Here is a 24,223-nt window from a genome sequence, read left to right as displayed (position 1 = left end):
AAAAATATTGTGTTTTAAAACACTAAGGACGAAAAAAATCAAACAATGCTTTAGCGTATAAATACCTGATTTCAATTATTTAAAATTATGTTTCAATTATTATTGAAAGTTTAAAAATAAAGTGATACATTTGAACTATGGAATTTAAGGAAGCAAAAAATAAATTCATTCAAACTTGGGGCGCTTTAGGTTCGCAATGGGGAATCAACAAAACGATGGCGCAAATTCACGCGTTGTTGATGGTTTCGCCAGAACCGCTTTCGATGGAAGATATTATGGACGAATTGTTGATTTCCAGAGGAAACGCCAGCATGAATTTACGTGCTTTGATGGATTGGGGAATTGTCTACAAAGAATACAAATCAGGCGAACGGAAAGAGTTTTTTATCGCTGAAAAAGACCTGGATGAATTGGCCGTAAAAATTGCGCAAGAAAGAAGCAAGCGCGAAATAAAACCAGCTTTAAAAGTTTTAAAAGACGTTTCTTCAATTGATAAAAACAAATCTGCCGAAACCAAACATTTTGTAGACCAAACAAAAAAACTATATGATTTTGTATTGAAAGCTGACAATATGATTGACAAAGTAACAGAATACAAAGACAATTGGATTGGCCGTTTGGTTATGAAAATTATGAAATAGTTTTTACAACCGACAAAAAATAATTCATTTAAAAACTATTCAATGAGAACAATAAGAAACAATATTAATTATCGAATTAAATAAGAGTAAAAAAATTTAATCAAAAGTTTCATTTTTTTCTGAAAGTTTAAAAAATTATAAATATGAAAACACTTGAAAATCAAACCTTACTTTTTGATGAAGACTGTCCGCTTTGTCAAGTTTATACGACTAGTTTTATAAAGGCCGGAATGCTTGATGAAAATGGCAAAAAATCTTTTTCTAACCTAAGTGAAGACGAGAAAAATTTTATTGATATTGAAAGGGCTTCCAACGAAATTGCATTAGTCGATAACAAAAACAAAACAGTCATTTATGGAATTGATAGCTTACTTAAAGTCATCGAAAATTCTTTTCCTTGGATGGAAAAAGTCGGGAATTTTGCTGTAATAAAATTTCTGTTGAAAAAATTATATTCTTTTATTTCTTATAATCGAAAAGTCATTATTCCGAATAAAAAAACGGAAAAAACCATTCAATGTACTCCAAGTTTCAATTACAAATACCGAATTTTATACATTGCTTTTGCAATTTTGATGACGGATTTGACTTTGTATAATTTCTCAGAATTGATTACCGATTTACCAAAAGGAAATTTTAGCAAAGAATTGATTTTAGCTTTGGGTCAAATCCTTTTTCAGAGTTTATTTTTAATGAAATTTGACAAAAAAGTCATTCTGAATTATGTCGGAAACTTAATGACTGTTTCTATATTTGGCTCTTTACTTTTGACACCGATTTTAATACTGAATCAATTCTTGAGTATTCCAGAAATTATGATTATTGGTTGGTTCGGAACAACCGTCTTGATAATGTTTCTGGAACATTTCAGAAGGATAAAACTTTTAGAATTACCGAATTATTTGTGTTACACTTGGGTGCTTTTTCCATTATCTTTTCTAATCCTAATCTTATAACTATGAACATTCAAATTCCAAATTGGTTGATTATCCTAAGTGGTATCGGCCAGATATTCACAGCTTTGATTTATCCTTACATTCGCCATCAAGTTTTTGATTGGTATAATGATGTCAAACAACTAAAACCGCTGAATCAGGAAATTGCTAAAACCTATGGAAGATATATTCAAGGCTTGAATTTTTGTTTTGGATTAATTGCAATAATCTTCACGAATGAATTACAAGAACAATCAGCTTTAGCAGTAGCATTAACAGGTTTAATTGCCTTGTACTGGGTTGGAAAAGTTGCTACACAAATTGCATATTATCCGATGTACCAAATTCCACAGAAACTAATTTTCAAGATTGGAAGCTATTGTATGAATACCCTTTTTGTATTATTCGCAGTTGTAAATTCTTGGCTCTTTATCTATAATTTAATTGGACATTACGAACTATGATGGCTAAAATCGAACTATCAACAATTATAAACGCAACAATCGAAACCGTTTTCAATCTTTCGAGAAACATCGATATTCACTTACTTTCGACGCATCAAACCAATGAAAAAGCAATTGCAGGAAGAACTTCGGGATTGATTGAATTGAATGAAACGGTCACTTGGCGAGGCAATCATTTTGGGATTTACCAAAACCATAAAAGCCTCATTTCTGAAATGGTTTTTCCAACTTATTTTGTAGATGAAATGACAGAAGGAAGTTTTAAATCATTCCGCCATGAGCATTTTTTTGAATTTGAAAATGGGAACACGGTTATGAAAGATACTATTTTCTACGAAACGCCTTTTGGTATTTTCGGAAGGTTTTTTGATGCACTAATTCTGAAAAACTATATGACTTCGTTCATCAAAAAGCGGAACGAAATCATTAAAGAATTAGCCGAAAATCCACAGTAAAAACAGCCAAAAAACCGGAATGCTTTCTACCCAAAAAGAGGTGTAATACTGGCTTCTGTTTTCATTGGCAAAAAGCATAAAAAGCGAAGTTATTGCGACTAAAATAGCATTGATAAAAAGCTGGTTTGTATCGATTTCACTTTTAAAAAACTCTAAAAAATAAAACGGAACCAATAAAAGTATTCCTAAAATCTTGGTCTTCTTCACTCCTATTTTTTGCGGAACGGTTTCTAAAGCCAAATCGTCGTTTTTTAAATCGATTATTTCAAAAATTAAGATTAGCGTGATGACCAATAAAAAGCGTTGGCAAAATTTGATGAAAATATCTTGATAAATTTCGATTCCGGAGTTAATCATCGGCAATAAAGTCGTCACTCCAGCCCAACAAAAAGCTACGATATAAATTTTAATTCCACTCCAATTTCTAATATTGGGTTTGTTTGAAACTAACGGAACTGCATATAAAAATGTCAATACGAAGAAGACAATCGCTGTTATTTGAGTCACTCTTTCCAACTGCAAAAAGAAATATCCGAATAGTAAAAGTGATACAATACTCAGAATAGCAATCAGCTTTAATTCGGTCCAAATTGGTTTTTTCTTTCTAAAAAAACTTTCGAATTTTATAAAGTTATATCCAAAGATGGTTCCGAAAAAAGCGAAACCCCCCATATCCAAATCAAAAGGATTCTGGAACATATGATTGGTCATCAAAACCAAGGAAAGCACAGCAATTGCAACGTGAATACTTCCGTTTAAATAAAAATTAAATAGTCGCCTGATACCGTGCATACTGCAAAAATAACCAAACTGTTAACAACATACCGTTTTAGTTGAAAAATTCCTAAAAAAACCGTGTTAAAAAACGATTAAATTTTGGGATTAATAAGTACTTTTGTGCCACAAAAAACAACCCACTACATATTATATGAAAACAGATGCTTTTGCTTTAAGACATATCGGTCCCAGAGAAAATGACCTACAACATATGTTCAAGACAATTGGTGTTGAGTCAATTGACCAATTGATTTATGAAACGCTTCCTGACGATATTCGCCTGAAAGCGCCATTGGATCTTGAACCTGCAATGACTGAATATGAATATTTAAACCATATTCAGCAATTAGGAAATAAAAACAAAGTATTCAAATCATACATTGGTTTGGGTTACCATCCAGCCATTGTTCCTGCTGCAATTTTAAGAAATGTATTCGAAAATCCAGGTTGGTACACGGCGTACACGCCCTACCAAGCAGAAATTGCACAAGGTCGTTTAGAAGCTTTATTGAATTACCAAACCACAATTATCGAGTTGACCGGAATGGAAATTGCAAATGCTTCACTTTTAGATGAAAGTACTGCTGCTGCAGAAGCAATGGCGTTACTTTTTGACGTAAGAACGCGTGACCAAAAGAAAAACAACGCAAATAAATTCTTCGTTTCGGAAGAAATCCTGCCACAGACACTTTCTGTCTTACAAACACGTTCTACTCCAATTGGTGTGGAATTAGTAATTGGAAACCACGAAGAGTTTGATTTTGGAACAGAATTTTTCGGAGCGATGTTACAATATCCAGGGAAATTTGGACAGGTTCACGATTATGCTCAATTTATTTCTAAAGCAAAATCAAGCGATATTAAAACCGCTGTTGCTGCCGATATTTTAAGCTTGGTGAAATTGACTTCTCCAGGAGAAATGGGAGCTGACGTGGTTGTTGGAACCACACAGCGTTTCGGAATTCCGATGGGTTATGGCGGTCCTCACGCTGCTTATTTTGCTACAAAAGAAGAATACAAAAGAAGTATGCCAGGAAGAATCATCGGTGTGACTGTTGATACTAACGGAAATCGTGCCCTTCGTATGGCTTTGCAAACGCGCGAGCAGCATATCAAACGTGAAAAAGCGACTTCAAATATTTGTACGGCTCAAGTACTTTTGGCTGTTATGGCTGGAATGTATGCGGTGTATCATGGTCCAAAAGGATTGGGATATATTGCTGACAAAGTACACGCTGCAGCAGTAACTGCAGCAGAAGCATTGAATAAAATTGGCGTTTACCAAACGAATACTTCTTTCTTTGACACGATTGTGGTGAAAGCGGATGCTCAAAAAGTAAAAGCAATTGCAGAGAAAAACGAATTCAACTTCTATTATATAGACAACGAAAGTATTTCAATTTCGTTCAACGAAACAACAAGCTTGACTGACATTAACGCAATCGTTGCTATTTTTGCGGAGGCTGTTGGAAAAGAAACTGTAAAAGTTACCGAATTAGCGAATGTGTCAATGCTAACGGAGACGTTGAAAAGAACTTCAACATTTTTGACGCATGATGTTTTCAACAAACACCATTCTGAAACCGCTCTGATGCGTTACATCAAGTCTTTGGAAAGAAAAGATTTGGCTTTGAATCATTCTATGATTTCTTTGGGATCTTGTACAATGAAATTGAACGCAGCTGCAGAAATGTTGCCTTTAAGTATGGCAAATTGGAACAACATTCACCCGTTTGCTCCAGTGGAACAAGCAGAAGGTTACCAAATCATGCTTAAAAAATTAGAAGAGCAATTGAACGTTGTGACTGGTTTTGCAGGAACAACTTTACAGCCAAATTCTGGTGCTCAAGGTGAATATGCAGGTTTGATGGTTATTCGCGCTTATCACCAATCAAGAGGAGATTCTCACAGAAATATCGCTTTGATTCCAGCTTCGGCACACGGAACAAATCCAGCAACGGCAACAATGGCAGGAATGCAAGTTGTGGTGACTAAAACGTCTGAAAACGGAAATATCGACGTGGAAGATTTAAGAGCAAAAGCAATCCAATACAAAGATAACTTGGCGTGTTTGATGGTTACTTATCCTTCAACTCACGGTGTTTACGAAGCTTCAATCATTGAAGTAACAAAAATTATCCACGAAAATGGAGGCCAGGTTTACATGGACGGTGCTAATATGAACGCACAAGTTGGATTAACAAATCCAGCAACAATCGGCGCTGACGTTTGCCACCTGAACTTACACAAAACATTCGCGATTCCTCATGGAGGCGGTGGACCAGGTGTTGGACCAATTTGTGTTGCAAAACATTTAGTAGAGTTTTTACCAACAAATCCAGTAATTGCAACAGGTGGCGAAAATGCTATTACAGCAATTTCTGCAGCGCCTTGGGGTTCTGCTTTGGTTTGTTTGATTTCTTACGGGTACATTACCATGCTTGGTGCTGACGGTTTGACAAGTTCAACACATCACGCCATTTTGAATGCAAACTATATTAAAGAAAGATTAAGCGGTCACTTTGATACTTTGTATTCTGGCGAAATGGGACGCGCTGCACACGAAATGATTATCGAATGCCGCCCGTTTAAAGAAAAGGGAATCGAGGTTACCGATATCGCAAAACGTTTGATGGATTATGGCTTCCACGCACCAACCGTTTCTTTCCCAGTGGCAGGAACGTTGATGATTGAACCTACAGAAAGTGAAAACTTAGAAGAATTAGACCGTTTTTGTGATGCCATGATCTCGATCAGAAAAGAAATCGAGAGAGCTTCGGCAGATGACAAAAACAATGTCTTGAAAAATTCGCCGCACACCTTGGCTATGTTGACTTCTGACACTTGGGATTTTCCATACACAAGAGAAGACGCTGCATTTCCTTTGGAATATATTGCTGACAATAAATTCTGGCCAACCGTTCGAAGAGTTGATGATGCTTACGGTGACAGAAACTTAGTTTGTTCTTGCGCTCCAATTGAAGCGTATATGGAAAGCTAATATTTTCAAAATAATTTATAGAAAACCCGATGAATATTCTTCATCGGGTTTTTATTTTTCTGATAAAATCCGTACATTTAATTTATAATTTTCTAAGGATGCATGACATTGAAACCAAACAAGATTTAGAAATTCTTTTATCTAAATTTTACACCAAATTATTTTCTGACGAAACTATAAGTTATATTTTCACAGATGTTGCCAAAATTAATTTAGAAACACATCTTCCAAAAATTATCGATTTCTGGAATCTAAGCTTGTTCGGAAAAGGAGATTATTCTAACAATGTGATGAAAATTCACTTAGATTTGAACCAAGAAGAAAAACTGAATGAAAAACACTTTAAAACCTGGCTGAATACTTTTAATTTAACTGTTGATGAAAGTTTTTCTGGCAAAAATTCAGAAATAATTAAAACAAAAGCATTGTCAATTGCTACGGTTATGCAAATTAAAATGCACAAATTATCCTAATCACTTATTTATCAGCAACAAAAAATTAAAAATTTGAATAATTCATAATTATATGCATGCATAGCATTTTATTATGTAAGAAAGTTTATTTTTAATACATTAGCATAATATAAAATTTCCAAAATGAATATCAAGATAATAGGTTCTGGCAGTTACATTCCAGAAATAAAAGTCACAAACCAAGACTTCCACAAACATATGTTTTTGAATGAGGACGGTACGCCTCTTACCCATTCTACTGAGGTCATTATTGGAAAATTTAAAAGTATTACTGGTATCGAAGAACGTCGTTATGCTGATGAAAATCTACTGACTTCAGACATTGCTGCCATTGCTGCAGAGAACGCAATTACTGACGCAAAAATCGACAGAGAATCAATCGATTATATTATTCTTGCACATAATTTCGGTGATGTAAAACACGGAAAAATACAGGCAGATACAGTTCCCAGTTTAGCCACAAGAGTTAAAAATAAACTACGCATAAAAAATCCAAAATGTGTCGCTTATGACATTCTTTTTGGTTGTCCTGGCTGGATTGAAGGCACTTTGCAAGCCAATGCGTTTATTAAATCCGGAATGGCAAAACGTTGCCTAGTTATCGGAGCCGAAACGCTATCCAGAGTTATCGATCCGCACGATCGCGATTCGATGATTTATGCCGATGGTGCTGGAGCCACAATTGTAGAGGAATCACCAGACGAAACTGGACTTTTATCTTATGAAAGCGCCACTTTTGCTTATGACGAAGCCGATTATTTGTATTTCGGAAATTCGTTCAACAAAGATTTAGACCCAGATGTGCGCTACATTAAAATGTACGGACGCAAAATTTATGAATTCGCTTTAAGCAACGTGCCTTGCGCGATGAAAAGCTGTTTAGAAAAAAGCGGAATTGACATTTCTGACGTCAAAAAAATCTTGATCCACCAAGCCAATGAAAAAATGGACGAAGCGATTGTTAATCGTTTTTACAAACTTTTTGACCGCCCAACTCCAGAAAACATTATGCCAATGAGCATCCATGAACACGGAAACAGCAGTGTTGCCACGGTTCCGACGCTTTATGACATGCTGATGAAAGGCAAAATTAAAAACCAAGAATTACACAAAGGTGATGTTATTCTTTTCGCATCGGTGGGTGCCGGAATGAACATTAACGCCTTCACGTATCGATTATAATTTTCAGAAGCCCATCCCGCTTTAAGTTACAATCTTTTTAGGGAATGGCTTTTTTTGCAAGTCAAAAAAAGAGCTTCCGCTGGTCGCTTTTTTTCTCCAGCAAAAAATAGCCATTCCCCAAAAAAGGATTTTCACTTCAATCGGTGCTATCCACAAACTTCACTGCTTAAAAAGAACCTAAACGGTAAAAAGGTCGTACTTTTGCTCCCGAAAATTGTCAAAAAAATGTACGAGAAAACATTTCCAAATAAACGATTCGGGCACACGCTTGAGTTTCTTAAAAAACACATCACCACTTCTGAAACCATCTTGGATTTAGGAGTCGAAAATCCGTTTTCAAAAATTATGAAACAAGAAGGATTTTCAGTTTCAAATACCAAAGGAGAAGATTTAGATGTAGACCAATCGACTTTAAAAAACGAAAACTATTCGGTGACAACCGCTTTCGAAATTTTCGAACATTTGCTGAATCCTTACACTGTTTTACAAAACATTAAATCAGACAAATTGGTGATTTCAATCCCAATGCGTTTGTGGTTTTCATCCGCATATCGCAGTAAAACCGATATGTGGGACCGGCATTACCACGAATTTGAAGATTGGCAATTAGACTGGCTTCTTGAAAAAACAGACTGGAAAATCATCGACAGAAAAAAATGGACCAATCCGGTAAAAAAGTTTGGAATTCGTCCGTTATTACGAAGATTTACAAACAGATACTACATTGTTTACGCAGAGAAAGTTCTTAATTCTTAAATCGAAATTATGAACTATTACATTGTCATTCCTGCTCACAACGAACAAGCTTTTATCTCTTTAACGTTACAATCTTTATCAGAACAAACATTGCTCCCGTCAAAAGTGGTAGTAGTTGATGATAATTCTACCGATAAAACTTCAGAAATAGTTCAAGAATTTGCTTCAAAATTTCCTTTTATTTCTTTGGTAAAAAAAACATCTGAAGCCATTCATCTTCCCGGAAGCAAAGTCATTCAGGCGTTTCACAGAGGATTTGAAATTTTAGACGAAAATTATGAGGTGATTGTAAAATTAGACGCCGATTTAATTCTTCCAAATAATTATTTTGAAACGATAATGGAAACGTTCAAATCAGATTCAAAAATCGGGATGGCCGGCGGTTTTGCTTACATTGAAAAAAGTGGTGATTGGATTTTAGAAAATCTTACCGATAAAGATCACATTCGCGGTGCTTTTAAAGCCTATCGAAAAGAATGTTTTCTTCAAATTGGCAACTTAAAACCAGCTATGGGTTGGGATACTGTTGACGAATTGCTTTGCAAATTTTATGACTGGAAAGTCGTTACCAATCCATCTTTAAAAATAAAACATTTAAAACCGACGGGCGCAAACTACAACAAAACAGCGCGTTACAAACAAGGAGAAGCATTTTATACTTTAGGTTATGGTTTTATCATCACGTCTATTGCTTCTGCGAAATTGGCACTATTGAAGAAAAAACCGCTTTTGTTTTTTGATTACATCAAAGGTTATTTGAAAGCCAAATCGGCCAAAAAACCACTTTTGGTTACTGAAGAACAAGCCAAATTCATCAGAAACTATCGCTTAAAAAAAATGAAAGAAAAGTTAATTAAATAGCGTGCCATTTCTTTCCTTTCTATCTTTATTTGTAACCTTTAATAGATTATGATTATTTCAAAAAAATAAATTCATAACTTACAACTCATAACTAATTTCGTATTTTAGCCGTTATTTAGAAAATCACAATGATTAGAAGATACTTGACCCAAATTGGCCGTTATTTCATGATGTTGAAGGAAATCTTCAACAAACCGACAAAATGGTCTTACATGAAACAACTGATTTTAAAAGAAATTGATGACCTGATCATCGACTCTTTAGGAATCGTTGCTTTCATCTCCTTTTTCATCGGAGGTGTTGTCGCCATTCAAACTGCATTAAATTTGACCAACCCGATTATTCCAAAAACGTTGATTGCTTTTGCAACAAGACAATCGGTAATTTTAGAATTTGCTCCTACTTTTATTTCCATAATTATGGCAGGAAAAATGGGATCATTCATTACGTCAAGTATTGGAACGATGCGTGTTACCGAGCAAATTGATGCCTTGGAAGTCATGGGAGTCAATTCCTTAAATTACTTGGTTTTTCCAAAAATCATTGCTTTATGCCTTTATCCCTTTGTGATTGCATTGAGTATGTTTTTAGGAATTTTTGGTGGATACATGGCCGCGGTTTATGGAAATTTAACTTCAAGCGAAGAATTTATTACAGGCCTTCAAACTGATTTTATTCCTTTCCATATTGTTTACGCCTTTATTAAAACAATGGTTTACGCCTTTATTTTAGCAACCATTCCCTCATTTCACGGTTATTATATGAAAGGTGGCGCACTGGAAGTTGGTAAAGCAAGTACCGTTTCATTTGTTTGGACTTCAGTTGTTGTCATTTTGATGAACTTTATCCTAACACAATTACTTTTAAACGCATGATAGAAGTTAAAGACATAAAAAAATCATTTGGTGAAGCCCAAATTTTAAAGGGAATTTCAACCACTTTTGAAACCGGAAAAACGAATCTTATAATCGGGCGTTCGGGTTCTGGAAAAACAGTTATGCTTAAAACTTTGTTAGGAATTCATACGCCTGACGAAGGAATTATTTCTTTTGACGGAAGAATATATTCTGAATTGTCCAAAGATGAAAAACGGGAACTTCGCACAGAAATCGGAATGGTTTTTCAAGGAAGCGCCCTTTTTGACTCGATGACCGTGGAAGAAAACGTGGCTTTTCCGTTGAAAATGTTTTCAAACAAAAGAAGAAGCGAAATTAAAGAGCGAGTGGACCAAGTTTTAGAAAGAGTAAATTTAGTGGACGCCAACAAAAAAATGCCTTCTGAAATTTCTGGAGGAATGCAAAAAAGGGTGGCCATTGCAAGAGCGATTGTGAACAACCCAAAATACCTTTTTTGTGATGAGCCCAACTCTGGCTTGGATCCAGAAACATCGATTGTGATTGACGTCTTGATTCAAGAAATCACAAAAGAATATGGAATGACAACGGTTATCAATACGCACGATATGAACTCGGTACTTCAAATTGGAGAGAAAATTGTGTTCTTAAAAAACGGTTTAAAAGAATGGGAAGGCGATAACGAGCAGATTTTAGAAACGAAAAACAAATCAATTGTTGAGTTTGTTTATTCTTCTGATTTATTTAAAAAAGTAAGAGAAAATCTTTTGGCAGAAGCGGAAGAAGAAGATAATAAATAAACTAAAATTATCTAATTATGAAAATATTCTTATTTATTTTCATTTCTTTTTTTACTTTCACTTGTAATGCGCAACAATTATCAGAGTCGGAAATTAAGCAACAATTAGAAAGCTTAAATTCTAAAACAAGTAAAAGCAGAGATTCCATTTTTAAAATTATTTCGCTAAGCAACGATAAATTGAAAGCCACCAAAGTAGCTTCTGAGAAAGAACAGCTTGATTATTATATTGATAATTTATACAATATTTCAGACAGAAATGATGTTGCGCAATTAAAAGCAAACTTAAACTTTACAAAGAAACATCCTTACTCCCTTTACTCTTTTCAACTTGTTCAACAAGAAATTTCGAGACAACCTGGAAAGAATTTTTATGATGAATACGAAGCTATTTATAAAAACGCATCCCCAGAAGTTAAGAACAGCGAAAGCGGAAAAAAAATGGCCGATCAGCTTAAGTATTTTAAGCAAAGTAAAGTGGGAAGCATCGCACCATTATTCTCAGGAAACGATATAAATGGCAAACCAATAGCTCTTTCTGGCTTCAAAGGAAAATATGTCTTGATTGATTTTTGGGCCAGTTGGTGCGCTCCTTGTCGGGAAGAATTACCGTATATTAAAAAAGCCTACGCAAAGTATAAAAAGCTTGGATTTGAAATTATCAGCGTTTCTATCGATTCTGATTTAGAAAGATTAAAAACTGCAATTTCAAAGGAAGATATTTCAAATTGGAAACATTTTTCTATAGCTCAAAACAACACAAAAATAGAAAAAGATTATTTTTTAAACGGAATTCCCCATAAGATTTTAATTGACAAAAAAGGCAAAATCATTGGAAAATGGAAAGGTAGCGGTAACCTCAATAAAATTACTTTAGAAAATCAATTAAAAGATTTATTTGAATAAAAAAAATCCTGAAATTCAATTGAGTTTCAGGATTTTTTTTGATTTTTATTTTGGATTTACTTTGAAATTAAAGCCGTAATTCTCTTGATTTCCTGCTCCTTACCTTTTGGATAAATCAGTAAAACGTCTTCTTTATCCACGATAATATAATCGTTCAAACCATCGATTACAATCAGCTTTTTAGCATCGGTTCTGATGATATTATTTGAAGCGTTTTCTAAGTAAACATTAGCATTTACAACCGCATTCAACTGATTATCCTTAGGTAGTTTTTCATATAAAGAACCCCAAGTCCCGAGGTCATTCCAATCAAAAGTGGCCGGCAAAACATACACATTATCTGCTTTTTCCATCACGGCATAATCGATGGAAATATTTTCGGCTAAACCATAATTATCTTCAATAAAAGTTTTTTCATCCGACGTATTATAAATGGGCAAACCTTCATTAAACAGCGCGTTCATTTGAGGCTGGAATTGCTCAAAAGCTTTTGTAATTGAAGTGGCACTCCAAATAAAAATTCCGGCATTCCAAACAAAATTACCCGCACTCAAAAATGTTTTTGCCGTTTCATAATCAGGTTTTTCTCTAAATTGGCTTACTTTTTTAATTGAATTTTCGTCTGATTTATTATATTCAATATATCCAAAACCAGTGTTTGGAAAAGTGGGCTGAATCCCTAAAGTCATCAATGCATTTTCTTTTTCACAGAAATCAAATGCCGTCTGTAAATTTTCCACAAATGCTGTTTCGTCTTCGATCCAGTGGTCACTTGGCGCTACCACCATCACCGCATCTGGATTCATCTTTTGAATTTTCAGCGAAGCATATAAAATGCAAGGTGCTGTATTTCGCATCGCCGGTTCTAACAAAACTTGTTCTTGTTTTACTTCTGGCAATTGTTGCAAAACCAAATCATTGTAACGTTCATTGGTTAAAATCAATATATTTTCGGCAGGAATTAACTTTGACAATCGACTGAACGTCTTTTGGATCAACGTCTCTCCTGTTCCCAACATATCGTGAAATTGTTTCGGAAATTCGTTGGTACTGACAGGCCAAAATCGGGAACCTACACCGCCCGCCATTAAAATCGCAAAATAATTTTTATTCATTATACTTGTATTATTCTATAGTAAATATTCTGATTTAAAATTTAAAATCAAAATAGTTTTAATTTCATTTAACACTTAATGTGGCAATAATTCCACCTCAGCATTTGGGTTAAACAAATATACTCTTCCCGAGTTTATTTCTTGGCATTCATAGCGTTTTATTCGCAAGGCACCTTTTTTAAAAATCTTGCCGTTGTGAATTCTAAAAACGCTTCCCGCAGGCAATTCAAAAACATAATTTTTATCGTTCTGAGCATCAAACTGTTTCAATGCCAATGACAATTTGGCATCGGTATCGCTACTTGCGGTTGGATTTCTGAAATGTTTTGCTAACAAAGGCAAAATCTGATTCGGAAAAATTTCTGGGCGGATAAACGGAACCATTAATTGCTGAAACGTAAATTTCCATTCGTTTCCGTGGGGCTTTATATTTCTTCCAAATTTTTTAAAAGCGACCAAATGCGCAATTTCGTGAATCAAAGTCATTAAAAACTTGTATTTATTCAAGCTTGAATTGATCGTGATTTCGTGTTTCCCACCCGGCCCTTTTCTATAATCGCCGTGGCGTGTCATTCGCTCGTTCACAATTTTCAGATGAACTTCATTCAGCCTGATTAATTCAAAACAAGGTATGACAGCGTGTTCAGGAAGATATTTTGAAAGTGTTTCGTTCAATTTATTTATAATTATCTATGGTGTTGAAGAAGAAACCTGCAACACTTTTCCGTTATAAAATTTATTTCCTTTTAAAGTAAAATCATAAACATAATCAGCCATATCTTTTGCAGAAAGTGGCGCTTCATAACCCGGAAAAGCTTCTGCTAACATTTCTGTTTGGACTGAACCCAAAGCCAATACGTTGAACGAAATTCCTCTTTCTTTAAATTCTTCTGAAAGCAATTCTGAAAGTGTAATCACAGCTCCTTTGCTTGAGCTGTATGCGGAAAGACCCGCGAATTTCATACTTCCTTGAATACCGCCCATGGAACTTATCGTAACAACGTGGCTTCCTGGATTCAAATAAGGCAATGCGATTCTGGTTAATGATGCAACTCCAAAAACATTTACTTTGTACACTCTTTCAAAATCTGCAGAAGTCGTTTCAGCAAAAGGTTTTAAAACCAAAGCTCCGGCGTTATGCACAATTGCATCTACTTTTTTCCAAGTGGAAGAAAGAAAATCTGAAACTTTTTGCAAGTCATTTTCTTCCGCCAAATCAACTGAAAGACACGTAATATTTTTATTTTCTAATAATGCTTGAGGCGTTTTTCTGGAAATTGCCAGCACCTGATGTCCTTCATTGGCAAACAAAAGCGCCAATTCATAACCAATTCCCCTACTTGTCCCCGAGATAATTATATTTTTCATTATATGTAATTGCGAGAAGTATTCTCTTATTTATTTTTTAAAGCAATTTCTTTTGTTTCTGAATTGGTCATTTTTTCAATAACCGGCAACATTTCATTGATAAAAGAAGTCATGTGTGCTGTATCCATCAACTTAAACTCGTCCTGTGGTTTGTGGTAATATTCATAATTTTCGAAGTCAAAGGTACAAACCGTTTGCGAAGGAACATTAAATTCAGTGAAAAAAGGATAATTATCAGACGCCATGAAAAGACGGTACGTCAATTCAGCCTGAAGAAATCCGACCAAATTTTTGCCTGCATATTCATTGAACTTCGACGCCATATTTGATTTTCCATAACCTGTTATGTATGCTGTGTAATTTCGCTTCATCGGGACACCGATCATTTCAAAATTCAGCATCGTGTAAATATTAAAGTTTTTCTCTTTTAATTTTTTTGCCAAATGTTTAGAACCCAAAAGTCCTTTTTCTTCTGCCGAAAAGAAAGCAAAAAGAATACTCCGCTTGTTGTTTTTGAATTTTGAAAAATACTTAATAACCTCCGTAACCGCCGTTGTTCCCGAAGCATTATCATTTGCCCCGTTATTTATTTTATCTCCTAGCGCTTTTTGGTCGATTCCGATATGGTCATAATGCGCACCGATAACAACGAACTCATTTTTTAATTCGGGATCATTGCCTTCGATAAAACCCACCACATTGTAAGCCATTTTATCAAAGTTAGAAAGCGTATCTCTGTAACTAACAAAATAAGGTTTTACGCCATTTTTTTTATAAACATCTTCCAAGAAAGCAACTGCCTTTTCCATACTTTCTGAACCTGGATCTCTTCCTTCCAATTCATCAGAAGTCAGGAATTCAAGCGTTTTTGAAACCTCTTGCTCGTTAGCTTGATAAAGTTCATTTATCGCTTGAGGCGCATCAGCTTTAATGGATTGGTTTGGCTTACATCCAAAAATAAAAACGGGTAACAGATAGAAAATTTTTTTCATAGAACTTATAAATTGGTTTTGCTAAAATAAAAAAAAAGTAACAGTTATGGACACCTCAAAATTCGTGTTCTAGTCAAAAGACAGTTTTTTAAGATTTTTCTGTTGAATTCCACAAATTAATCCGTATAATTCTACACAATTACACAAATAAAAGATTTAAAGAATATTCAAAAATAAACACAAAGCACTGCAAAACAAGACTTTGAACACAAAACGCATCGCTATTATACATTTGGCACATTTATTTCATTTACCTCATCAAATTAAACCAACCACAACTACCACAAAATTTATATTATGAAAAAGATTGTAGCACTTACAGTTATCGCATTAGGATTCGGAATTAATGCTGATGCCACTACAGAAATAAATAATTCGAATGAGATTAATATCTTACAAGAAAAAACATATACTCCGATTGAAGCTTCTGCCATCCCTGCTGACGTGTTGAAAAACATCAGTTCAAAATATGGCGGTTACACATTAAAAGAAGCACATACGGCCGCTGATGGAGAATACAAATTGGTTTTGGCAAAAGATGGCAAAACAGTGACGGCTTATTTTTCATCAACAGGAGAATTCATTAAAGAAGCATAGTTTAAGTTAAGTTTGTTGAAAGGTGAATTGTAAAATTCACTGCAATATAAAGGAGATGTGGGGGCATCTCCTTTATTGTTTCTATCTATTTCCAGAATTAAAGGCCCTTTTAAGTTTTTCCACACTTTATTGGGGAGAATTTCCACACTTCCACACTTTTTAGAAAACAAAGTATTTAGAAATATTTGACAAATACCCAACAACAATAAGGGTCCTAAAAAATAAAACCTTCCATTTAAGTTTGGCACACTTTTTTCACTATCTCATATGAAAATGAATTACACAGATAATTCTTTATAATAATTTACTGCTTAAAGTTTTAAAAACAAATAGAAGCAAGTATTTAGTTACAATAAAAAGTTCCATTTACTATATAAATGGGTTCATAAAGAAGCAAAATTTAAGTTAAGTTTGTTGAAAAGAGAGTTTTTTAATTCTCTGAATACTAAAGGAGATGTGGGGGCATCTCCTTTATTGTTTTATAACATATATTAACACTCCTATTTGGTTTAAAATTTTAAATTTGTAAAAACATAAAATCCATTTATGAGTTCGAAAATTTTGGTGATTGATGATGACACATCTTTTTGTGTAATGCTGAAGACTTTTTTACAAAAAAAAGGCTACGAAGTTACCAATGCTTTCACAGCTAGAGAAGCCGAAAATGCAATTAAAGATCAGGTTTTTGATGTGGTTTTGACTGACATCAGATTGCCTGACAGTGACGGCATCCAGATTTTAAAATCTATCAAAGAAGTTTCTTTTAACACCCAAGTAATTTTGATGACGGGCTATACTGACATTAAAACTGCTGTGAGCGCTATGAAAATGGGAGCTTATGACTATGTCGGAAAACCAATCAATCCAGATGAAATCCTGCATACCATTGAGCAGTGCTTAAAAAAGAAAACCGACAAACCAGAAGCAAATTCTCCGAAAAAAGATAATACAGCAACTTCAGAAGCCTCTTTTGTAAAAGGAATCAGTTCGACTTCCAACCAGCTTCACGAATACGTCAGCCTGGTTTCCCCGACCAATATGTCTGTTTTGATTATTGGCGACAGCGGTACCGGAAAAGAATATATTGCGCACACCATCCACATGCAAAGCAAGCGCAAAGGAAAACCTTTTATTCCTGTGGATTGTGGCGCTATTCCAAAAGAATTGGCCTCAAGCGAATTTTTTGGCCATATTAAAGGTTCTTTTACCGGAGCAATAAATGACAAAGTGGGACATTTTGAAGCGGCTAATGGCGGCACCTTATTTTTAGACGAAGTGGGCAATCTTTCTTATGAAGTTCAAATTCAATTACTGAGAGCTTTGCAAGAAAGAAAAGTGAAACCAGTGGGAAGCAATCACGAAATTAAAGTTGACATCAGGGTTATTGCCGCCACAAATGAAGATTTGTCAGAAGCAGTAAAACGTGGTGATTTCCGTGAAGATCTGTACCACAGGCTTAATGAATTTTGCATTCAGGCACCAAGGCTCAGCGAAAGAAAGCACGACATCATGATTTTTGCGCATCACTTTTTAGCGCAAGCCAATGAAGATCTTGAAAAAGACATCAAAGGTTTTGATGATGAAGTTATTGATTTGTTCATGAATTATGACTGGCCCGGAAATCTTCGCGAGATGAAAAACACCATTAAAAGATCTGTTCTCCTAACAAAGGAAGACTTTGTGCCGATTGAAGTCTTGCCTCAGGAGATGCTTTCTGCGAGTGAAAATCCTCCGGTGGTTCTTTATACGAAAGAAAATGAAGAAGCAGCGATTCGCCAAGCTTTAGAACAAGCTGGTTTTAATAAAAGCAAAGCAGCGAAACTATTGAACATTGACCGAAAAACGCTTTACAACAAATTAAAACTGTACAGCATCGACCTTTAATCGACGCACTTTTTTAATTCTATCACCAATTCGTCCAACTTCTCAAAAATCAAATTGGCATAGTCTTCCATTTGCGTTTTATCAAAATCTAAGACCGCATCTTCAATGGGTTCCAGCAAATCTGAAATGGTATAAACTTCCATCTGCTTCAGCATCGGAATCATTTTATGCGCCACTTCAGACATTTTATGCTCGTCCATTGACGCCACAGCTTCATTTAAAACCGAAGTGTTTTCTGCCACGCTTGCAATAAATGTATCCAAAATCAATTTTAAAGAAGCTGGATCATCTTGCGTGAATTTATTCAAGCTTGTCAAATCAAACAACTTTTCGTCTCTTTTTGCATCTGCAACCTGAACGAAAACATTCATTGGCTTTCCGTTGAAAATCGATTCCATTAAACGCAATAATTCTTCCAGCTTCAACGGTTTTGGATGAAAAGCCGTAAATCCTTTACTTGTAAAATCTTCCGGATTTAAGTTTCTTTTCCCTGATAAAGCAATAACAGGAATTGAAGCAATCTTCGGATTATTATTATTCCTGATAATTCGAACCAATTCAAAACCATCAATATTTGGCATCTGGATATCGCTCAAAACCAAATCAAATTGTTCGTGTTCTAAAAGATTTCGCACCTTTGAAGCATCCACCAAAGTGGTGACTTTCACCGGATAATTCAAGAAAATTTCTTTAATCAGCGACAGTTGCATCACGTCATCATCAACAATCAAGATTCTTTTATTCCGTAAAAAATCATACTGAGAATCAACAACAGCAGGCTTTTCTTCAATTTTCTGGACACCCGATTTTATCGCTGGAACTGTAATGGTAAATATGGAACCCTTATTTTCTTCACTATCTACCTTGATTTTTCCATCTAAAAGACGGAGCATTTTCTTGGCAATTGTCAGTCCTAAACCAGTACCGCCAAATTTCTTTTCAATTCCGTCATGGGCTTGCGTAAACTCCTTAAAAACAGCTTTTTGTTTGTTATTTGCAATTCCAATTCCGGTATCTAAAACAGACACTTCAATGTTTCCCTCTTCAATTTTGGCAACCACTTCCACCGAACCTTCTTGCGTAAACTTGATTGCATTGGAGATCAAATTGGTCAGAATCTGTTTCAGTCGGTAAGGATCCGAAACATAATTATTATCTAAGATCTCTTCCACATCCCAATTCAGCTCGATTCCTTTATTCTCTGCATTCGGCTCTAAAGGCTTGCACGTGCTTTCAATCAAATCCTTAAAATTAAAGCTGACCTTCTCAATTTTGATTCGGTCGTTTTCAAGTTTCGAAAAATCAACCAAGTCATTCACCAGCTTTAAAATATAATTAGACGAATGCTTTATATTATCTAAATACTGGTTTTGTTTCGAGTTAATTTCTGTATTTTTCAACAAGTCAGAAAAACCAATTACACTTCCCAACGGCGTTTGAATATCGTGCGTTACCGTTGCCAAAAGCATCATTTTACTTCGCAACAGATCTTCTTTTTCAGAATTTAATTTTTCAAGTTGGTTTCGATAATTTTGGTTGATCGTCAAATCGCGAATAATGATGTAGGCAAAAATTAACAGCAGGCAAAAAGTAATCGCTCCAACCCAAGCAATGGTTTGGATAATATTGTCAATTGCCGTTTTTGATTCGTTAATTTTAACGTAGGATTTCTCTAGAATTTGCTTTTCTAAAGAAGAAAGCACAATCCTCAGTTGATCCGAAATAATTCTATTTTCATCCAGCATTTTCTGCTCTTTCTTAAAAAGCTGGTATTTTAACTTATTGTCTTTTATAATTAATTTAGTTAAAACCCCTTCAAAAGCCATTGCCAAGGAATCATTTGAAAGTTGCAGTCTTCCTAACGAATCTAATTGTTTTTCTGTCAATGCCGCTTCAAGAAATTCTGTAAATTGATTTTTCTTAGAAAATTTTACCGGCTTAATCTCCCTATACAAAGAGTCTTTTGCATTATAAATTCCCTTTACTGCGCGGTCAAATGTTGATTCTTTGTTGTAGAAATTTCTGAATTTTATGATCTCGTTGATACTATTTCTTTTCTTTTGAAGCAATCCCTGGATCGTATCTAATTTTGATAATTGCGTAGTATCGCTAATGGTTTTTATATTTTCAATTTCAGAATTTACGCTATCCAAAAGTCGATTATATTCCGCATAATCAGAGGAAGAACCTGTCAAGATTGAATTTCTGCCCACGGCTTCAGAAGCGTAAAGATTGGCAATTGCATTACTGATCTGAATGATTTGCTGGTTGTCTGAAGTCGCATCTTTATTAGGAATTGCGGTTTTTAAAATTTCGGTATAAATAAACCAAACAGACAAAACTGCTATTGCAAAAAGCAATAAATATCCAATAATAACTTTTAATTTTAACGATCTTGGCTTCTGGCTCATACGATAAAGATAATATTTTAGAACCTTTTATTCCAAAAAAAATCCAGCAGAAATTGCTGGATTTTTTGATGTCAATTGAATCTATTTATTTTGAACCTTAATCCGCCAAAATACTTCTTGAAATAACGATTCTTTGAATTTCAGATGTTCCTTCATAAATCTGCGTAATTTTTGCATCACGCATCATTCTTTCCACGTGATATTCGCGAACATAACCATTTCCACCGTGAATCTGAACGGCTTCAATCGTGGTATCCATTGCAGTTTGAGACGCAAAAAGTTTTGCCATCGCACCTGATTGTGAAATATCCTGGCCGTTATCTTTTTCATAAGCCGCTTTCATGCAAAGCAATTCTGCCGCGCTGATTTGCGTTGCCATATCTGCCAATTTAAAAGCGATTGCTTGGTGTTTTGAAATTTCTTTCCCAAAAGCTTTTCTTTCTTTTGAATATTTCAAAGCCAGTTCATAAGCTCCGGTTGCAATTCCCAAAGCTTGGGAAGCAATACCGATTCTGCCACCGTTTAAAACTGACATGGCAAAATTAAATCCGAAACCATCCGCACCAATTCTGTTTTCTTTTGGAACTTTTACGTCAGAAAACATCAAGGAATGCGTGTCAGAACCACGAATTCCCATTTTTTGTTCTTTTGGCCCGATATCAAAACCAGCCCAGCCTTTTTCAACGATAAATGCGTTGATTCCTTTGTGCCCTTTTTCCACATCTGTTTGCGCAATTACGATGTACGTGGAAGCCGTTGCGCCGTTCGTAATCCAGTTTTTTGTACCATTCATCAGGTAATAATCCCCTTTATCAATGGCTGTTGTTTTTTGCGAAGTCGCGTCACTTCCCGCTTCTGGCTCAGAAAGACAGAATGCGCCAATCACTTCTCCTTTTGCCAAAGGCACTAAATATTTTTGTTTTTGGTCTTCGTTGCAGTATTTTTCCAAACCTGCACAAACCAATGAATTGTTCACTGACATTACAACAGCCGCAGAAGCATCCACTTTTGCGATTTCTTTCATTGCCAAAATATACGATACGCTGTCTAATCCAGAACCGCCATATTTTGGATCAACCATCATTCCCATGAAACCCAGTTCAGCCATCATTTTCACCTGTTCTGTTGGAAATTTTGAGTGTTCGTCTCTCTCAATTACACCTGGCAATAATTCATTTTGAGCAAAATCTCTTGCTGCTTGCTGAATCATTAAGTGTTCTTCGGTTAATTTAAAATCCATAATGTATAAAGGTATTATTTGCGGTTTGTTCTTTTTTTGTGCCCAAATGTAAATATTAATTATCAAATTTTCAATAAGAATACTTAATTTTGGCAGTATGATTAAGGAAAACTATAACGTTATCGGGGTTATGTCAGGAACATCTTTGGATGGAGTCGATTTAGCCCATGTTATTCTCAAAAATAAGGAAAACAAATGGTTTTTTGAAATTCAAGAAACAAATGCGATTCCGTATTCTGAAGAATGGATTTCTAAATTAAAAAATGCCGTTGATTTTTCAGAAGACGAACTAAAAACGCTGAACGAGGAATACACCTTATTATTAGGAGGAATTATTTCGAATTTTATCCAAGAAAATAAGCTAGAAAATTTAGACGGAATCTGTTCTCACGGACACACGATTTTGCACCAGCCACAAAACGGATTCACATTGCAAATCGGAAATCTTCCGAATATTTCGAAATTAGTACATCAAAAAGTCATTTGCGATTTCAGGGTCCAAGACGTGGAATTAGGCGGACAAGGCGCTCCGTTGGTTCCGATTGGCGACCGTTTTCTTTTTTCAGATTATGAATATTGCCTAAATCTTGGTGGTTTCTCCAATGTTTCTTTTGAAGAAAATAAAAATAGAATTGCTTTTGATATTTCTCCGGTAAATACGGTTTTGAATTTTTATGCCAATAAATTAGGCTTGAATTATGACGATAAAGGAAAAATCGCAAGAAGCGGTGCCATTTCGGAATCTCTTTTGAACGAATTAAATTCGCTTGAATATTATTCAACCAAACATCCAAAATCACTGGGCTTTGAATTCGTAAAAACAACCGTGCTTCCGTTGATTGAAAAACAGCCACTTTTTCTGGAAGACAAATTGCGAACCTTCGTTGAACATATTGCCCTTCAAACAGCTTTGGCTTTACCTAAAAAAACCGGACGTTTTTTAGTGACCGGCGGTGGCGCCTACAATGATTTTTTGATGGAACGAATGAAGCACTTCCTGCCAGAAATGACTTTTGATATTCCCGATGATAAAACCATCCAATTTAAGGAAGCCCTGATCTTTGGATTATTGGGCGTGTTGAAATTGAGAAACGAAATTAATACCTTGGCAAGCGTAACGGGCGCAAAACACGATCATAGTTCTGGAAAAATTTATTTGCCGTAAAGAGAACGAACTTTGTTACTCTTAACTTTAAAACTATATTTGCAATTCTATAAATAACACAACTTAAAAAATGAAAGATTTATTACATAAGTTCGAAAATAAAGAACCTGAAATTGTATTCAACTGGAAAGATGCCGAAACAGAAGCAGAAGGATGGACGGTAATCAACTCGCTTCGCGGTGGCGCTGCAGGTGGAGGAACCCGAATGAGAAAAGGTCTTGATATGAACGAGGTGTTGTCATTGGCAAAAACAATGGAAGTGAAATTTTCGGTTTCTGGACCGGCAATTGGCGGTGCAAAATCTGGAATCAACTTTGACCCTAATGATCCAAGAAAAAAAGGCGTTTTAGAAAGATGGTACAAGGCAGTTTTTCCATTATTGAAAAGCTACTACGGAACCGGAGGCGATTTAAATGTTGACGAAATCCACGAAGTGATTCCGATGACAGAAGAATGTGGCCTATGGCACCCGCAAGAAGGTGTTTTTAACGGACATTTCAAACCAACAGAAGCTGACAAAATCAACAGAGTCGGGCAATTGCGCCAAGGTGTTGTGAAGGTGATCGAAAATCCAAATTACTCTCCTGATGTAAATAAAAAATACACCGTTGCAGATATGATTACGGGATTTGGCGTAGCGCAAGCAGTCCGCCATTTCTATGATATTTACGGTGGAAGCATTAAAGGCAAAAAAGCGATTGTTCAAGGTTTTGGAAACGTGGGTTCAGCGGCAGCTTATTATTTGGCAAGTTCTGGAGCAAAAATTATCGGAATTATTGATCGTGACGGAGGTGTTATCAACGAAAACGGATTCACTTTTGAAGAAATCCGAACACTGTTCGTAAACAAAAACGGAAACCAGTTGGTTGCTGACGGAATGATCCCTTTTGAGGAAATCAACAAAAAAATCTGGACAATCGGTGCTGAAATTTTCACTCCGTGTGCTGCTTCAAGATTGGTTACGCAAGAGCAATTAGATAATATGACGGCTTCTGGATTAGAAGTAATTTCTTGTGGCGCGAATGTTCCTTTTGCTGATAAAGAAATTTTCTTCGGGTCAATTATGGAAGCTACGGATCAAAAAGTAAGCTTAATCCCTGACTTTATTTCAAACTGCGGCATGGCAAGAGTTTTTGCTTATTTCATGGAGAAAAAAGTAGAAATGACAGACGAAGCGATCTTCAACGATACTTCTGAAACCATCAAAAATGCAATTCAAAAAGCGCACAATTTAAATTCAGACAAGAAAAACATCAGCGCCACTGCGTTTGAAATTGCCTTGAAACAATTGGTCTAATAATTGATAAATTTTTCTATAAAACAATTAACTTCGCCTAACAACGTTAT

At 35.3% G+C, this 24,223-nt stretch carries 23 protein-coding genes; 16 read left to right on the top strand and 7 right to left on the bottom strand.

Annotation, left to right across the window (positions count from 1 at the left end; genetic code table 11):
• Window positions 1-137: 137 nt before the first annotated feature.
• The 4 genes from EG849_RS08980 to EG849_RS08965 all read left to right on the top strand — a co-directional run bounded on the left by EG849_RS08980 (window position 138) and on the right by EG849_RS08965 (window position 2,495).
• Window positions 138-641, top strand: coding sequence for a GbsR/MarR family transcriptional regulator (locus EG849_RS08980; protein ID WP_125012747.1), 504 nt, complete (start codon window positions 138-140; stop codon window positions 639-641).
• Window positions 642-784: 143 nt separating this feature from the next.
• On the top strand, window positions 785-1,597 hold the full coding sequence (locus tag EG849_RS08975) for a DCC1-like thiol-disulfide oxidoreductase family protein (protein ID WP_125012746.1): 813 nt from the start codon (window positions 785-787) through the stop codon (window positions 1,595-1,597).
• A 2-nt stretch (window positions 1,598-1,599) separates the two neighbouring features.
• Window positions 1,600-2,040 (top strand): hypothetical protein, encoded by a 441-nt coding sequence (locus EG849_RS08970; RefSeq protein ID WP_125012745.1) that lies wholly within the window; start codon window positions 1,600-1,602, stop codon window positions 2,038-2,040.
• On the top strand, window positions 2,037-2,495 hold the full coding sequence (locus EG849_RS08965) for an SRPBCC family protein (RefSeq protein WP_317125194.1): 459 nt from the start codon (window positions 2,037-2,039) through the stop codon (window positions 2,493-2,495). The genes EG849_RS08970 and EG849_RS08965 overlap by 4 nt, the downstream gene beginning before the upstream one ends.
• Here EG849_RS08965 and EG849_RS08960 read toward each other — a convergent pair.
• On the bottom strand, window positions 2,475-3,287 hold the full coding sequence (locus EG849_RS08960) for a UbiA prenyltransferase family protein (RefSeq protein ID WP_125012744.1): 813 nt from the start codon (window positions 3,285-3,287) through the stop codon (window positions 2,475-2,477). The two genes, EG849_RS08965 and EG849_RS08960, sit on opposite strands and share 21 nt — an antisense overlap.
• Before the next feature lie 136 nt (window positions 3,288-3,423).
• Between EG849_RS08960 and gcvP the strand changes: the two genes are divergently transcribed.
• The 8 genes from gcvP to EG849_RS08920 all read left to right on the top strand — a co-directional run bounded on the left by gcvP (window position 3,424) and on the right by EG849_RS08920 (window position 12,104).
• Complete coding sequence (gene gcvP, locus EG849_RS08955; protein ID WP_125012743.1) at window positions 3,424-6,273, top strand: aminomethyl-transferring glycine dehydrogenase; 2,850 nt, start codon at window positions 3,424-3,426, stop codon at window positions 6,271-6,273.
• Between the two features lie 98 nt (window positions 6,274-6,371).
• Complete coding sequence (locus EG849_RS08950; RefSeq protein ID WP_125012742.1) at window positions 6,372-6,746, top strand: group III truncated hemoglobin; 375 nt, start codon at window positions 6,372-6,374, stop codon at window positions 6,744-6,746.
• Window positions 6,747-6,869: 123 nt separating this feature from the next.
• Window positions 6,870-7,928 (top strand): 3-oxoacyl-ACP synthase III family protein, encoded by a 1,059-nt coding sequence (locus EG849_RS08945; protein WP_125012741.1) that lies wholly within the window; start codon window positions 6,870-6,872, stop codon window positions 7,926-7,928.
• A gap of 225 nt (window positions 7,929-8,153) precedes the next feature.
• A complete protein-coding gene (locus EG849_RS08940) occupies window positions 8,154-8,684 on the top strand; it encodes a methyltransferase domain-containing protein (protein WP_125012740.1) in 531 nt (176 codons plus the stop codon).
• 9 nt (window positions 8,685-8,693) lie between these two features.
• A complete protein-coding gene (locus EG849_RS08935; RefSeq protein ID WP_125012739.1) occupies window positions 8,694-9,545 on the top strand; it encodes a glycosyltransferase family 2 protein in 852 nt (283 codons plus the stop codon).
• A 128-nt stretch (window positions 9,546-9,673) separates the two neighbouring features.
• Window positions 9,674-10,420 carry an MlaE family ABC transporter permease gene (locus EG849_RS08930; protein ID WP_125012738.1) on the top strand — a complete coding sequence of 249 codons (747 nt, stop codon included), beginning with the start codon at window positions 9,674-9,676 and terminating at the stop codon, window positions 10,418-10,420.
• The gene (locus EG849_RS08925) at window positions 10,417-11,199 is read left to right on the top strand and encodes an ABC transporter ATP-binding protein (protein WP_125012737.1); all 783 of its coding nucleotides are present in this window, start codon (window positions 10,417-10,419) and stop codon (window positions 11,197-11,199) included. The genes EG849_RS08930 and EG849_RS08925 overlap by 4 nt, the downstream gene beginning before the upstream one ends.
• A gap of 17 nt (window positions 11,200-11,216) precedes the next feature.
• Window positions 11,217-12,104 (top strand): TlpA family protein disulfide reductase, encoded by an 888-nt coding sequence (locus EG849_RS08920; RefSeq protein ID WP_125012736.1) that lies wholly within the window; start codon window positions 11,217-11,219, stop codon window positions 12,102-12,104.
• Window positions 12,105-12,160: 56 nt separating this feature from the next.
• Here EG849_RS08920 and EG849_RS08915 read toward each other — a convergent pair whose 3' ends face one another.
• The 4 genes from EG849_RS08915 to EG849_RS08900 form a co-directional block, all read right to left on the bottom strand.
• Window positions 12,161-13,219 (bottom strand): mannose-1-phosphate guanylyltransferase, encoded by a 1,059-nt coding sequence (locus tag EG849_RS08915; RefSeq protein WP_125012735.1) that lies wholly within the window; start codon window positions 13,217-13,219, stop codon window positions 12,161-12,163.
• 75 nt (window positions 13,220-13,294) lie between these two features.
• The gene (locus tag EG849_RS08910; protein ID WP_125012734.1) at window positions 13,295-13,894 is read right to left on the bottom strand and encodes a SprT-like domain-containing protein; all 600 of its coding nucleotides are present in this window, start codon (window positions 13,892-13,894) and stop codon (window positions 13,295-13,297) included.
• Between the two features lie 15 nt (window positions 13,895-13,909).
• Window positions 13,910-14,587, bottom strand: coding sequence for an SDR family NAD(P)-dependent oxidoreductase (locus EG849_RS08905; RefSeq protein ID WP_125012733.1), 678 nt, complete (start codon window positions 14,585-14,587; stop codon window positions 13,910-13,912).
• Window positions 14,588-14,613: 26 nt separating this feature from the next.
• Window positions 14,614-15,579, bottom strand: a complete 966-nt coding sequence (locus tag EG849_RS08900) for a M28 family metallopeptidase (RefSeq protein WP_125012732.1) — start codon at window positions 15,577-15,579, stop codon at window positions 14,614-14,616.
• Between the two features lie 297 nt (window positions 15,580-15,876).
• Here EG849_RS08900 and EG849_RS08895 point away from each other — a divergent pair, with 297 nt between their 5' ends.
• On the top strand, window positions 15,877-16,176 hold the full coding sequence (locus EG849_RS08895) for a hypothetical protein (protein ID WP_125012731.1): 300 nt from the start codon (window positions 15,877-15,879) through the stop codon (window positions 16,174-16,176).
• A 546-nt stretch (window positions 16,177-16,722) separates the two neighbouring features.
• Entirely contained in the window at window positions 16,723-18,060 is a 1,338-nt protein-coding gene (locus EG849_RS08890; RefSeq protein WP_125012730.1) for a sigma-54-dependent transcriptional regulator, read from the top strand.
• On the opposite strand, the gene EG849_RS08885 is transcribed toward EG849_RS08890, so the two are convergent.
• Complete coding sequence (locus tag EG849_RS08885) at window positions 18,057-20,471, bottom strand: hybrid sensor histidine kinase/response regulator (protein WP_125012729.1); 2,415 nt, start codon at window positions 20,469-20,471, stop codon at window positions 18,057-18,059. The genes EG849_RS08890 and EG849_RS08885 overlap by 4 nt on opposite strands.
• A gap of 97 nt (window positions 20,472-20,568) precedes the next feature.
• Window positions 20,569-21,711 (bottom strand): acyl-CoA dehydrogenase, encoded by a 1,143-nt coding sequence (locus tag EG849_RS08880; RefSeq protein WP_125012728.1) that lies wholly within the window; start codon window positions 21,709-21,711, stop codon window positions 20,569-20,571.
• 97 nt (window positions 21,712-21,808) lie between these two features.
• Here EG849_RS08880 and EG849_RS08875 point away from each other — a divergent pair, with 97 nt between their 5' ends.
• Together EG849_RS08875 and EG849_RS08870 are read left to right on the top strand one after the other, a co-directional pair.
• Window positions 21,809-22,876, top strand: a complete 1,068-nt coding sequence (locus EG849_RS08875; protein WP_125012727.1) for an anhydro-N-acetylmuramic acid kinase — start codon at window positions 21,809-21,811, stop codon at window positions 22,874-22,876.
• Window positions 22,877-22,946: 70 nt separating this feature from the next.
• Window positions 22,947-24,173 carry a Glu/Leu/Phe/Val dehydrogenase dimerization domain-containing protein gene (locus EG849_RS08870; protein ID WP_125012726.1) on the top strand — a complete coding sequence of 409 codons (1,227 nt, stop codon included), beginning with the start codon at window positions 22,947-22,949 and terminating at the stop codon, window positions 24,171-24,173.
• Window positions 24,174-24,223 lie beyond the last annotated feature (50 nt).

It is taken from the genome of Flavobacterium macacae, from assembly GCF_003865365.1.
Lineage (GTDB): Bacteria > Bacteroidota > Bacteroidia > Flavobacteriales > Flavobacteriaceae > Flavobacterium > Flavobacterium macacae.
Note: the sequence above shows the minus strand (reverse complement) of the source record. Positions and strands in the feature narration are given on the sequence as shown.